The organism is Streptantibioticus ferralitis (genome assembly GCF_029223525.1).
GTDB classification, from domain to species: Bacteria; Actinomycetota; Actinomycetes; order Streptomycetales; family Streptomycetaceae; genus Streptantibioticus_A; species Streptantibioticus_A ferralitis.
Window position 1 is genome coordinate 1 of record NZ_JARHTQ010000065.1, and the last position, 13629, is coordinate 13629.

The 13629-nt window shown below is 70.0% G+C and carries 9 protein-coding genes; 7 read left to right on the plus strand and 2 right to left on the minus strand.

Annotated elements, in window-relative coordinates; translation table 11 throughout:
• The first annotated feature begins 1328 nt into the window (after positions 1–1328).
• Positions 1329–4088: a DEAD/DEAH box helicase gene (locus tag P2L57_RS39245; RefSeq protein WP_275823280.1), complete on the plus strand. Its 2760-nt coding sequence runs from the start codon at positions 1329–1331 to the stop codon at positions 4086–4088.
• Positions 4089–4256: 168 nt separating this feature from the next.
• On the opposite strand, the gene P2L57_RS39250 is transcribed toward P2L57_RS39245, so the two are convergent.
• Positions 4257–4844, minus strand: a complete 588-nt coding sequence (locus P2L57_RS39250) for a transcriptional regulator (protein ID WP_275823282.1) — start codon at positions 4842–4844, stop codon at positions 4257–4259.
• The gene (locus tag P2L57_RS39255; protein ID WP_275823284.1) at positions 4844–6487 is read right to left on the minus strand and encodes a helix-turn-helix domain-containing protein; all 1644 of its coding nucleotides are present in this window, start codon (positions 6485–6487) and stop codon (positions 4844–4846) included. The genes P2L57_RS39250 and P2L57_RS39255 overlap by 1 nt, the downstream gene beginning before the upstream one ends.
• A gap of 150 nt (positions 6488–6637) precedes the next feature.
• On the opposite strand from P2L57_RS39255, the gene P2L57_RS39260 reads away from it, so the two are divergent.
• The 6 genes from P2L57_RS39260 to P2L57_RS39285 all read left to right on the plus strand — a co-directional run bounded on the left by P2L57_RS39260 (position 6638) and on the right by P2L57_RS39285 (position 13547).
• Positions 6638–7216, plus strand: coding sequence for a histidine kinase (locus P2L57_RS39260; protein WP_275823286.1), 579 nt, complete (start codon positions 6638–6640; stop codon positions 7214–7216).
• Between the two features lie 311 nt (positions 7217–7527).
• Positions 7528–8913 carry a DNA-binding protein gene (locus P2L57_RS39265; RefSeq protein WP_275823288.1) on the plus strand — a complete coding sequence of 462 codons (1386 nt, stop codon included), beginning with the start codon at positions 7528–7530 and terminating at the stop codon, positions 8911–8913.
• Positions 8914–9054: 141 nt separating this feature from the next.
• Positions 9055–9930, plus strand: coding sequence for a TnsA-like heteromeric transposase endonuclease subunit (locus tag P2L57_RS39270; RefSeq protein ID WP_372516092.1), 876 nt, complete (start codon positions 9055–9057; stop codon positions 9928–9930).
• A complete protein-coding gene (locus P2L57_RS39275; RefSeq protein WP_372516093.1) occupies positions 9927–12056 on the plus strand; it encodes a TnsB C-terminal domain-containing protein in 2130 nt (709 codons plus the stop codon). The genes P2L57_RS39270 and P2L57_RS39275 overlap by 4 nt, the downstream gene beginning before the upstream one ends.
• A gap of 122 nt (positions 12057–12178) precedes the next feature.
• Positions 12179–13162, plus strand: coding sequence for a TniB family NTP-binding protein (locus P2L57_RS39280; protein WP_275823296.1), 984 nt, complete (start codon positions 12179–12181; stop codon positions 13160–13162).
• A 7-nt stretch (positions 13163–13169) separates the two neighbouring features.
• Positions 13170–13547 carry a hypothetical protein gene (locus P2L57_RS39285; protein ID WP_275823294.1) on the plus strand — a complete coding sequence of 126 codons (378 nt, stop codon included), beginning with the start codon at positions 13170–13172 and terminating at the stop codon, positions 13545–13547.
• The last annotated feature ends 82 nt before the right edge of the window (positions 13548–13629 follow it).

The following is a 13629-nucleotide window of genomic DNA, read 5'->3' on the forward strand; positions in this document are numbered from 1 at the left end:
TCCTCCTCCGGAGGAACGACGCACGACACTACGTGTCGTCAGATGCCACACCCTCCGGGTGTGGCTAAGCCCCTACGGGGCTTTAGTAGTTCCTCCGGAACTACTGGTGAATTCCTCCGGAATTCACACGCCAAGTATGGAGTGGTACCGCAAGTCTGGTGGTGACTGGTGGTCATGTAGTGCCTGTTCAAACTTGGCTAGCTACAAGGAGATGGGAGTGTGGGGTGGCGTTGTGTCGGGAACCTGCCTGGGTGGGTCGTCTTGTGTTGCCTGTTACTGTCTGACGTGCTGTCAGGGCGCTGGGATGGGGTACCCTGTGACGACTTCCATGGACGACGATAGTCGATGTGTCTCCTTCGTGTCTATCTTCTCGAATCTACTGCATCACTCCATGATACCGGGTAGAGTCTGTGAAAAAGCAGCACCACCCCTCAGGGTCTCGGGGGTTCCCGCACAGGAACGATCACATCATGCAGATCGAGGAATTTGCCGCATGCGAACTGGTCCGTGGGACTGCCCAGAATAAAGCCACTGGACTCGCTCAGAAAAAGGTAGCTGCCGAGGCGGAGAAAACGCGACCGTCCGACCAGACACGGAATTGACGAACCGGGATACGGTTCCCGACGCAACGCTGAGTGGAACCATGCCGAATGGCACCGCATCAGCTACATCATGGCTGAGTAGAGGATGGACTCCTACACCCACGAGGCGACCCGATGACCGCCGACGAACCCTGCGGTACGGCCTGGTGGCGCAGCATCAGGACGACGCGCATTACGGGGCGTTGACGGTCACCCCCTTCGTTGAAGCCAGCTCGCCGGAAGAGGCTGTGCGTGCGGTCAGTTCAGGGCGCGAGGAGGCTGGAGGGGCCGCAGGGCGGGGCCTGTCAGCAGGAGTCCGCCCGTCGGCGGTTCCTCACTACGGTCACCGACCTGCCCTCGCTTCGCAGTGCCAGCGCGGCGAGCTGCACCAAGTCGAGCCGTGCCAGTACGGCTCCCTGTGCTGCGTCACCCGGGTCGTCGCCTTTCCCGGCCAACGTCCCTGGGGCGACGGACAGCTCCATACCAGGCGAACCCCGCCTGCGTCCTCTTCCCCGCGGGTATGGGCCCGATGGCGTGTACCAGCTGAGCGAGCAGCCCGAGCGCATCGTGATCTGCGAGCGCATCGAAACCGCCCGCCTCTGGCTCGAAGCCGTATGGAGTGAGGAGTTCGAGGAAGCCCCGCTGCGGCGCCACGCTAAAGCCTGGCGGTTCGGCACAGTTCGTCCCGGACGGACACGTGCAGGTCTTTACAATTTTCACGATTATGGGAGTGGGGAGTTTCAGGAAGTGGACGAGATCAGTCTCTGGCGGCATCAGGTAGAAGCCTTGGACGCGATTATCCGGGGCCTTGAGCTACCTGCTGATGGTGTGGTTCCTGCCCGGGGGCTACGCGGTCAGGTGGTGTCGTCGACCGGGTCAGGAAAGACCATCACGGCGGCGGTGGCGGCGCGCCGGATGGTGCCGCGGGGGCTGGTGGGCGTGGTGGTGCCGACGTTGGATCTGCTGACGCAGACGGTCCAGGCGTGGCGTGCGGTCGGCCATGCTGCGCCGATGGTGGCTGTGTGCTCTCTTGGGGCTGATCCGCTGTTGGAGGAGCTGAGGGTGCGGTGCACGACCAACCCCACCCAACTCGCCCTGTGGACCTGTGGGGGCGGGCCGATGGTGGTCGTCGCCACCTACGCCAGCCTCGCTCCCCAGGGGCTGGAAGACGACCAGCAGAGGCTGGAGGGCGACCAGGAGCCCGGCATGGGCTACGTCGAGGGCGTGGGGGCGGGGATGGCGCCGGGGGTGCTGGAGCAGGCGTTGCGGGGCTCGTATGGGCAGTGCATGCCGGCCTTCGACCTGCTGGTCGTCGACGAAGCGCACCGCAGCTCCGGGGACTTGGGGAAGGCGTGGGCGGCGGTTCACGATCAGGGGCGGATTCCGGCGGTGCGGCGGCTGTACATGACCGCCACGCCACGTCTGTGGGAAGCGTCCCCCAGCGTGGCTGGTGGGTCGGGTCGGGAGGGCGCAGTCGGCGGCTTGGGGGGCGGTTCAGCGGCCCTAGAGGGGCGTCTGGTCGCCTCGATGGATGACGAGGAACTCTACGGCCCGGTTTTGTACGAGTTGGGGCTGATGGAGAGCATCGAGCGCGGCATCCTCGCTCGCTTCGAGATCGACGTCCTGGAGATCCGCGACCCCGAAGCCCCAGGGCCGGACGCCTCATTGGAGGAGGTGCGCGGTCGGCGCCTAGCAGCGCTACAGGCCGCGTTGCTCAAGCATGCCGACGCGTGCGGGGTGCGGTCCTTGATGACGTTCCACTCCCGGACATTGGATGCGATGGCTTTCACCCGGGCGCTGCCGGAGACCACCGCCGAGTTGCACGAGATGAACCCGGCCGTCTATCCCAAGCGGGTGGGAGCGGAGTGGCTGTGCGGGGAGCACCCGGCCGCGCACCGGCGGGCGGTCCTGGACCGGTTCGCCGACGGCCTGGACTCCGACGGATGGGTGACCGATTTCGGCGTTCTTGCGTCCTGTCGGGTGCTGGGCGAGGGCGTCAACATCCGCGGCAAGCGTGGGGTCGGTGGGGTGGTCTTCGCTGATACGCGGAGTTCGCCGGTGGAGATCGTGCAGATCACCGGGCGGGGCCTGCGGCAGGATCCGGGCGAGGGGAAGGTGGCGCGGCTGATCGTGCCGATCTTCCTGCAGCCCGGGGAGGATCCCGAGGACATGATGGCCTCGGCCAGCTACCGGCCGCTGGTGGCTGTGTTGCAGGGCCTGCGGGCCCACGACGAGCGGATCATCGAACGCATGGTCTTGGGAACCCGCGGCGCCCGAGGCAAGGCGGTGTCCGTGGTGGCGCTCGACCCGCAGCAGGAAGAAGACCAGGAGGACGAGGAGGAGGGCCGGGCGGCTGTCGGTGAGGGCGCCGAGGGACCCGCCGCGGAGGACGCCGAGGTGGGCGTCGCCGTTGCGGGCGGCCGGGCGTCGGCGGAGGCTGACAGCGGCCCGGGCGGGAGCGAGGGTGAGGGGGTCGGAGCGGCGGGGGTGCCGTTGCTGCGGTTCTCGCTACCGCGTCACCCCGACGTCATCGCCAGCTTCCTGCGCACCCGTGTCCTGCGACCGGACTCAGAAGTCTGGCTAGCCGGCTACAACGCCCTGCGTAAATGGGTCGCCGAGCACGGCGATGCGCAGGTGCCGCTGGACGCCGTCGTGCCGATCGGAACGACCGAGAGCGACGGGGAAGTCGGCGCTGGCAACGGCGGCTGCGGTGGCGAAGGCGCGGGTGGGACGTATGCGTTGGGGGCATGGGTCAGCGAGCAGCGGCGCGCGTTCCGTGCGGGGACGCTGAAGGCATGGCGGGCCGAACTCCTCGACGAACTGGGCATGGTCTGGTCCGTCACCGACTCCCGCTTCTGGAAGAACCTGGCCGCGGCGCGGACGTACTACGCGGTGCACGGCAGCCTCGCCGCCCCGAAGGACGCCGTGGTGGAAGGGGTCGCGGTTGGTCAATGGCTCGCCAACCTCCGCAAACCCGGCGGGCTGGGCAAGGACGAAGAACGGGCCGAAGAACGACGGCGGGCCCTGACGGCGATCGACCCGGACTGGAACCCTGCATGGCCGATCGACTGGCAACGCCGCTACGCCGCCCTTGCTGACCTGCTCGCCGGGGGCGCGACGCTGGCCGAAGTGCTGCCCGGTGTGACCTACCGCGGTCAGGACGTCGGTACGTGGCTGCAAGCCCAGCGCGAAGGCTGGGAGCAGCTGAGCGACGGGCAGTGTGAACGCCTGACTGCACTCGGCATCACCCCACAGCCGGTCAAGAAGCAGGAGTCGGCGAAGACACGGCAGGGCGCCTTCGAACGAGGTGTCGCGGCCCTGGGACAGTACAAGGCCCGCACCGGCTCGGTCGGGCCCATCAGCCGGGATCACGTAGAGGTTCTGCCGGACGGAACCGAAGTCCGACTCGGGGTGTTCTTGTCGAACACCAAGTCGAGGCGGGCCAAGCTCGCCGACGACAAACGCCAACAACTCGCCGCCCTCGGACTGGAATGGGCAACGGCGTGACGGACCAACACATGGAGGGTGAGCGGTGCCTGGCACCTCGTGGCCGGCCGCTGAGCGCGTTCCCTGTCCTGTGGCGCAGAGTGCGGCGCGTATCGGACGGGGTCCGGTGACGCGGGTACGGGCCCGGAGCCAATTACCCTTATTCCGGGCCCTTCTTCCGTGTGCTGGTCAGGCGGCCCAGCCGACGGATGAGACGAAGGTGTAGGCGTCCCAGTCGGTGCCCAGGCCGCCTTGGATGATCTCGTCCCAGATCGCTTCGAGTTCGCGGGTGTCGTCGGCGATCCAGGCATCGACGGCCCGGTCCCAGATGCTGCCGCGGACGTTGATCGAGCGCGTCTGCACGGTGCGGCGGTGCCGGGGGGCGACCCAGGATTGGTCGGCTGGGTCGATCTCGATACGGGTGCCGCGGCCGCGGTTGCCCAGCCGGCGTTTGAGGTCGGCAACCACGTTGCGGCGTCGTAGTGCCCAGTAGGCGGCGTCCAGCCGGGCCAAGTGGGGTTTGCTGGGCGTTCGCTCCTCGGCCAGCCAGGCGATCAGGGTGGCGGGGCGGACGTGGATGCCGGCGCGGTCCATGGCTTCGTAGCCGGCGTCGGAGGTGGTCAGGTAGCGCAGGCGGGCGGCGAGGCCGCGTTCGGAGGTGACGGGCGATTCGATGCCGGTGACCATCTTGTCGATGCCTTCGGCCAGCGCCACCCAGCCGGGCAGGCCGCGAGCGCCGTAGTGGCCGTAGTGGCGCCAGCGGGAGTCCTGGGCCATCAGCGGGCCACCTTACCGACGGTGTACTCACCGGATGCCTTGGCGTCGCTGTGCTTGATCTTCATCTGGGCCAGCCCGCGGCCTTCGGAGAAGACGCGGCGCCAGTCGCCGGTGACGTGCAGCTCGTCGGTGCCCATCATCGCGATGACCTCCAGGCCGGCTTGGTGCGCCTTGTAGGCCTTGCCCCACAGGTTGGCGTAGGCCTGGCTGTGGATGATGTGCATCCAGTCCGGGCGCTGGAGTGCGCGGTTGTGGATCGACTCCCCCATCGTGGAGACGAACTTCGAATACATCGCCTTGACGTACTCCTCGGTGATGCTGTCGTCCTCGGCGATAGCCGTTTCCCTGGCCGCGGCCAAGACCTTCCGCAGCGCGTCGAGGAAGTTCTCCGTCGCGCCCGAGGTCCATGACTCGTGGATGGCCGGTGGGTCGATGAGGCCGTATTTCGGGCCGGACAGGCGCAGGAGGAGGCGCAGGGTGGCGTCGGTGATCCACAGGGGGCCGGGCTGGTCGCGGTCGCCGAGGGGGTCGGGCAGGTGCGGGTGGTTCCACGGTGCGGGGGTGATCAGGTGGACGCCGGAGCGTTTGGGGTCCACGCCGTGGCTGCCGGTGTGGTGTTCCAACTTCCCGATCGGCAGCCAGGATTTGAACGCCGAGAGGTAGGCCGCGTTCGCGTCCAAAGCCGTGACCGCGATGGTACCGGTGGCTTTGAGGGAGTAGTGGGGGTGGTGGAAGTTGGGGCGGGCCTCCCAGATGTGGTCCGGCTCCCGCTTCGAGGGCTTGTGCAGGATGTCGGGCAGGGTCGGATAGGCGGTGTATTGGTAGCGGGCGGTCGCGCGGGTCTCCTCGAACAACCGCATCACGTCGGGGATCGCACGCTTGATCAACGCCTGCAGCGCAGCGTCCGCGTCGCCTTCGGCACGCTCCAACTCCTCGTGCACAGCCCGGGTGATCAGGCCGCTGGTCTCGGTTTGGGCGCGGGCTGCCGACTTGGCCCGGCGCTGCGGCCGGGACGGCACCGGTGCGGGGGTGGGTGAGGGCGTCGCGGCGGCCGGGGCGGGGGCGGGGGCGGCCGTCCTGGGGGCGGGGGTGGCTGGAGTGTTGGCGGTCTGCGGAGTCGTGGAAGCTGCCGCCGGTGCCTGCGGCGCACCGGGCTCCGCAGGGCGCTGGGACAGTGCGGCTACAGCGGGCTGACACATCGCACCGGGGTGCAGCGAACGGCCGTCGGTGGCCTTGAACGGAGTCACCACGCCGCAGCGGATGCACGGTTCAGGCTCACCCTGCACCACCAGACCATCCGGACGAAACGCGGACTGCGGCAGGTCCGAAGCAGGCACGAGTGCCTGCGGGGTGGTGGTTTCGATAGGGGCCTGGGGCGTGGCAGCCACGGGTGCGGGGTGGATCTGGGCGAGGCCCTCCAGCAGGCGCAGGTACTTCACCCGCCCCGGCGGCTGCGGATCGGTGTCACCCGACTCCCAGTTGGCGATCGTCTGACGGCCCACCCCGACGGCATTCGCCACCTGAGCGCGCGAGAGTCCCGCCGCCTCCCGCAGCCGCTGCCGCTCGGCGGGAGGCGGCATCCGTGCGGTCAGGCGTGCTTCTTCCAGCAAAGCCTCGACACCGTCGAGTTGGTCATCGCCCATACCTCAAGGCTACAGCACTTTAGACGAATTCTGGCATGCTTTTAGGCAAATGTTAGACGTCGTTTTGACGTTCGATGGCGAAGGTGACTGCAAGCGATCACCGTTGCCTTTGCGCGACAACGGCGCACGACCGGGGCGTGCCACTAACTGGTGATCGGTAGCCCTCTGCCTCGTAGCTCGGGCTCAGCTGCGGACGTCGCGCTCTGGTTCGTCGCGTCCAGCCGCCCGCGCCGTGTGGCGGTCATCGCCGCGGCGATGACCGCCACGGTGCTGATCGGCTATCCGTCCCTGCGGCTGGCGATCGGCTGGGTGATCGGCACCTCGACCATGCTGGCGGTGGCGCTGACGGCGGTCGTGGCCTGGCTGCTGGGCAACTCGTCGCGGCAGGCGCGCGAGCACCACGCCGAGCTGCGCGCACACGCGGCCGACAGCGCGGTGGCGGGCGAACGGCCGCGGATCGCCCGCGAGTTGCACGACATGGTCGCGCACAGCATCGGCATCGTCGCGCTGCAGGCCGGTGCGGCGCGCCGGGTGATAACTCAGCCGGAGCGGGCCAGAGACGCACTGGGCGCGGTGGAGACGGCCAGCCGGGAGACCCTCTCCGGCCTGCGCCGGATGCTGGTCGCGCTGCGCGCCGCGGAGGGCTCGGCCGATGCCGAACCGTCGGCCGTGCCGCTGACCCCGATGCATGGACTGGCCGACCTCGGACTCGACTGGGCGGCGGTGTGAGGGGTGTTGGCTGCTGCCCGCGGAGTGGGTGCGCTGCGAGAGTCAGCGGTCGGCAGCTTGTTGGCTGCCTGCGGTGTGGTGGTTGCGGGCAGGCAGCCAGTCGGTGTCATCTGTAGGGCGTCGCTCAGCGGTGAGACGTCACTGGCTGGGCCCGTTCGCCAGGCCCGTGTCCAGAATGCGGCGCAAGGTTCGCTTGGAGGGCTGCGGCCCGGGTTGGCGTGGTGTCCGGCCCACCCGCCAAGCTGTCCCCCGTGTTTGGGACTGATGCCACAGCGGCAGACGGCGCTGGCTGCCGGGCGCGCGAGGGGGTCTTGCGTATCGCTCCGCTCTCTGGCGAGACGACATGGTCGCTGATCGGCAGGATCGCCGCCGTCTACGGGCTGGAGGTCAAGTCCTTGCTGAGCTGCTGGCAGTGGCGCAACCACCGTCCGCGGCACGAGGGCGGAGCGCAGCGTGCCGATGCGGAGGTGCTACTCGATGCGGCTGGGCGACAGGTGCTGGCGCGGCTATGTGGCGTCGACGAGGGGCTGTTGGGCCGGGCGCTGCCGTCCTGGGGGAGGGAGGACGACAGGCTCGCCACGCAGGAGCCTGGCGTGCCGCGGGCGGTGTGGCGGGTGGGCGGTGCGGTGGTGGGTCCGGTGGCGTTCGGGTGCCGCTTGTGTGCGGCGCGGCGTACGGGCGCGCGGGTGCAGGTCGTGCGGTACGCGCACCGTTGGGAGCGGGTGTGCGGGCGGCACGGGCGGTGGCTGCTGGATGCAGACGCCGACCAGCCGCTGGAGCACCTGGACTTGGGCGGCGTCCCGGAGGTGGTGGCGGCGCAGCGGCGGTGGGCGGGTGTGGCGCGGCGTGCCGTCCGGGTGGGGGCGGGGCCTGGCGAGGTGTTCGCTGTGGCACATGCGGTGGTCGCCCGGTGGTGGGAGCAGGCTTTGTACTGGGAGCGCGAAGAGATCTGGCCGCGCCGCCTGCACCAGGTCGCGGGCGGCGACGCCGGGCCCGATTTGGAGCGGTGGCGGATCGTGGGGCGGGATGCGGTCGTCTTCCCCGAGGTGGTCGCTGTAGCCGACGCGCTGCTGGACCCGGCCATGGCGCAGCTGGCGTGGACCGACAGCGGGGGTGAGCGGCCGCGGCTGCTGCCCGCCGACGGGGCGTTCTGCCGCGAGTTGGGGGTGCGGGTGGGGCGAGAGTGGCTGGGGCCGCTGGCCGCGACCGACTACGGCGGGCCGCTGATCGCCTGGATGGGCAGCGTCATCCGCCTGCGCCGCGGCGAAGGCGGACCACCCGGATACGCCAACAACCCATGGTGGCTGAAGCAGGAGCACCAGAGCGCGCCCATGGCCAGCCAGCTGCGCGTCCTGGCCAAGGAACGCAACTCGCCCGGCTCGGGCACCACCTGGCGCGCGGCGGTACCGGCCGAGCGGCGGGCGCTGATCACCAGCCTGGTCAACGACGCCGAAGAGCAGCTGACCCAGCTGCGCGGCGCCCAGTACGGCAAGACCGCCGATGCCGCACGGCAGTTGCTGGACAACCTCGGCCACGCCGCCACACTGATCGACCAGGCCCTGCGGGAGACCGCAGCAGCAGCCCTGCAGGCCGGGGTCGCGTTGGAGGACCTGGCGCAGTGGGCCCGCCTGCCTGCCGGCGCCCTGGCCGAAGCGCTCGCGGACCACTACAACGAGCGGTCCGGAGGCGAGCGGTGAGCATCTACCGGGCGGCGGGAGGCGTACACGGGCCGTCATCTGCGGTGCGGGGCGGTACCTCATCGCCCGGCGCTGTGTGATCAAGAATGCGCAAAGCAGCTCCGGCTGGTAGCGGGGCCTGTTTGGCTGGGGTGGGTGAAGGTGAGCATCGGGGCGGGGTTCGAGGCGGTCTTCGTCGACCCCGTCGGGCAGGTGGTGCAGCAGCGGTGGGCGGACGCGGCCTTGGCGGTGGCGTTCGAGGAGCTGGATCCGGTGTCGGCGTTCCCGGTGGTGCCGGGGCGTCGGTGGGGGCCGGGCCGGTGGTGGTCGGCCACGACCGGCCGGCATGTGGCCTGCGGGTCGGCCGCAATGCGGGCGCAGTTGATGGTGCTGGACCGCGACCCTGAGGTGGTCGGTATGGCCGGGCGGCCGGTCCGTCTGCTGTGGCGCGACGGCCAAGGACGGGTACGCTCGTGGGTGCCGCAGCTCTTTGCCCGCTACAGCGACGGCACCGCCCTGCTGGCCGACTGCCCCGGCCACCCGGAGGCTGGCGGCGAGCGGGCGCAGCGGGCCGCGGCGGCCCTCGAGGCGGCGTGCGCGCAGGTCGGCTGGGGCTACCGGCGTCTTGAGCCGCTGGAGAAGGTGTGGGCTGCGAACTTGAAGTGGCTGGCCGGCTACCGCCACCCCCGCAACGGCGGCCGCCCTGGTCTCACGGCCGCCGTGTGCGAGGCGTTCGCACGGCCGCGGCCGCTGATCGAGGGCGTCGAAGCAGTCGGGTACCCGATCGAGGTCTTGCCTGCCGTCTTCCACGCCCTGTGGCACGGCCACCTCACCACGCCCCTTCAGACCCCGCTGCACGAGCGGGTCCTGGTCGGGCCGGGCGCCCTCCCCGTCGTCGGCGATACGACAGGCCGTCACGACAGCGACGACGGCGATGCCCCAGGCGGCGGTTCTTGTGACGGCAGCCCGCAGCAGGCTTTCGGGGGCACGGCAGACGGTAGCCGAACCTGCGGCCCGGACAGCGGGGGTGGGCGGTGAGCGGGCGGCGCGGTGGGAGGCCGGTGCTTGAGGTCGGTGCGCACATCCGTTTCCGTGACCGCACTTGGCAGGTGGTGGCTCTGGCGGGGCAGCAGGTCCACCTGGCCGGTGAGACGGGAGAAGACGAGACCGTTCTGGCTGGACATCTGTTCGCCGACCTGTCCTTCACCATCGTGGGGGCCGAGATGCCCCAGGCGGTGACGCAGTGGGGGCTGTTCGAGACCGCGCCCGCAGCGGCGCGCGAGAAGGCGCTGGCCTGGCAGCGGCATATCCGGGAAGTCGAGTGCGGTCTTGCCGACGGGCCCGGCAGCGGCGGGACCGTGCGGCCGCAATACGACCCCGAGCGTTTCACGCTGGCCGAGCGGGAGCAGGCCAAAGCCGAGGAGCTGACCGCGCTCGGTTCCGGTCGCGTCTCGCGCACGACGGTGCAGCGCCTGCGCCTGGCCTACCGCAAACAGGGCCTGTGGGGCCTGGTCGACCACCGCACCACCCGCCGCCCCAGCCCCACCGGGCGCACCGACGAACGCGTCATCGCCGCGATCGAGGAAGCACTGCGCAGACAGCGCGGCCGTTCCAAGGGCACCGTCACGGGCCTGAAACCCCTGGTCGCGCGGATCCTTCACGAGCGGCACGGCCGCGGCACGGTGCCCCTGCCCTCCCAGGCCACCTTCTACCGGCTCGTCCGCCAACTCGCCCATCCCGCAGACCATCCCAGCCGCCCCGTGCGCACTCCACCCCTCACGCAGGACGGGCGGGGGTTCACCCCAACCGTCGCGTTACGGCCCGGGGAACAGGTCCAGATCGACACCACCCGCCTGGACGTCCTCGCCGTCTTCGACGACGGCACCACCGGCCGGCCCGAGCTGACCATCGCCGTCGACGTCGCCACCCGCGCCATCCTCGCCGCCGTCCTGCGCCCAGCCGGCACCAAGGCCGTGGATGCGGCCCTGCTGCTGGCCGAGATGGCCGTCCCTCACCCGGCCCGCCCCACCTGGCCCGACGCACTGCGCCTGGCCCACGCCCAACTCCCCCAGCTGGGACGGCTGATGAACCTGGACGAACGGCTCAAGGGCGCGGCGGCCCGGCCGGTCGTGGTGCCCGAGACGATCGTCGTCGACCGGGGCAAGGTCTACTTGTCCACGGCCTTCACCGCCGCCTGCGAAACCCTGGGCATCAGCGTCCAGCCCACCCCGCCCCACGCCCCGGCCGCCAAAGGCATCGTCGAGCGCACCTTCGGCACCATCAACGCCCTGCTGTGCCAGCACCTGCCCGGCTACACCGGCTGTGATGTCACCCGCCGCGGGCCGGACGCCGAAACCGAAGCATGCTTCAGCGTCGCCCAACTACAGGACCTGTTGGACGAATGGCTGGTCCACTACCACCACCGCCCCCACGAAGGCCTGCGCCACCCCACCCTGCCCAAAAAGGCGCTCACCCCGAACCAGATGTGGGCCGCCCTTATCGCCGTGGCCGGCTACGTGTCCCTCCCCTTGAGCGGCAATGACTACCTCGAACTGCTGCCGGTGCGCTGGCAGGCCATCACCGAACGCGGGATCCGCATCGACCACCGCACCTACGACGCGGACGTCCTTGCCCCCTACCGTGGCCAGCCCTCCCCCATCACCGCGCGTGGCGGCAAATGGGAGGTCCACACCGACCCCCACGACGCCCGCCAGATCTGGGTACGCCTGCCCGACGGACACCTGACAGAAGTCCCGTGGATCCACCGCGACCACATCCACCAGCCCTTCAACACCGCCACCTGGCAGCACATCAAAACCATCACCACCCGCCACGGCGACCGCGACCGCCACGAAGCCGACCTCGCCGACGCCCTCGACCAACTCATGCGCCGCGCCCACACCGGCACCGCCACCCCCAGCGAGCAGCGCCTCCTGGCCCGCACCGCACCGCTGAAAACACCTCCGACGACGGCCGACACCCGCCCTCCACACGACCGGGATCCGCAAGCCGACGGCGGGAACGACGACAGCCTCGACGACCTCGACGACCTGCCCGACGACCAGGAGCAGGCCAACGACGAAGAACCCGGCGACAACAACGCCCCCGTCCCGTACACCGGAGGCGGCCTCTACGACCCCGCCCAGGAAGCCCTCAACTGGTGACCACCCACCCGCACACCACCACCGCCCCCGCCAGCCACTCCCCCAGCCCGGCAAGCCGACCCATCCACACCGAAGCAGACACCACGCGGCCCAACGCGCACGAGGCCGAGCCGCAATGGCCGATCACCACCTGGCAGGGCTGGCAGCACTTCGCCACCACCCCACCCCAAACCCCGCCCGAGCCCGGCGATGCACCCCGCAGCACGCAAGAGCGCCTCGCCTACCACTCCGCGTTCGTCACCGTCCGCACCCCCGCCATCGACACCCTCGCCACCCAGGTCCGCACCCTGATGCTGCTCGGCCGCCACCAGCAGACCACCGCCCGGCCCTCACTGATCGTCACCGGCCCCGCCGCGGCCGGGAAAACGACCGCCCTCCTCGAGGTCGGACGCACCTGCCACCTCGCCCACACCCGCAAACACCCCGCCCCGCCCGGCCGCGCCCACCACCAGGTGCCGGTGGCGTACCTGCTGGTGCCGCCCGGCGCCACCGCGAAAACCCTCGCCACCGAATTCGCCCGCTACCTCGGCATCCCCGTCACCACCCGCATGACCCAAGCCCAGATCACCAGCGCCGTCTGCCACACCTACACCGCCGTCGGCGTCCGCCTGGTCCTCATCGACGAAATCCACCGCCTCAATCCCCGCACCACCACCGGCGCCGAAGCCGCCGACCTCCTCAAAGACCTCACCGAACGCATCAAAGCCACGTTCGTCTACACCGGCATCGACGTCGCCGCCACACCCCTGTTCGCCGGAGTGCGCGGCGCCCAACTCGCCGGCCGCGCCAGCCTCATCACCTGCGGCCCCCTCCCCGCCCGCCACGGCACCCGCCGCCCCTTCACCGACCTGGTCACCGACATGGAAGCCGCCCTCGACCTGACCCAGCACAAACCCGGCACCCTCCCGGCCCACGCCGCCTACCTCCACCAGCGCACCGCCGGCCGCATCGGAAGCCTCGCCCGCCTCATCCGCCAAGCCGCCATCACCGCCATCTGCGACGGCACCGAACGCATCACCAAAAAATCACTCGAAGCCATCCAGCTCGACCACCTCGCCGAAGAAGCAAGGCGCCCCCGCACCCGCCAACCGGCCCGAACAGGATGACGCGGCCGTGAAGAAGACCACGGATTCCACAGCTGGCGAGCAGTTCGCTGCCCTCTGCGGCCGGGTGTGGGACGTCCTGATCCCCGCCCGTGCCGACTACCTGGCCGACCTCTCACCCCACTACGACGAGGTCTTCCACGAAGTCGCGCAGCGAACCGAGCGCACCGGCAGCCTCGGCAAGACGGACATCGCAGCCCTGGTCGTCTGGAAACGACTGTCCGCACAAACCCCGTGGGTGACAGAACTGATGACCCTGCCCGACACCCACGTGCGAGCGGTCACCAAGCGGGCCGTCACCGCCGTCCGCGACACCGCGGTCCCGCGCAGTGAGGCCGCCCGCCAATGCCGTTGCTTGACCTCTAAACCAATCTGGGGAGGAGTCTGACGATCTTGGGTTGGATGCGTCGAGTCGGTTGACGTCTCCAACCTTTCGGCGGGTCGGCGTACTTGAGTTTCAGGCGTTTGAC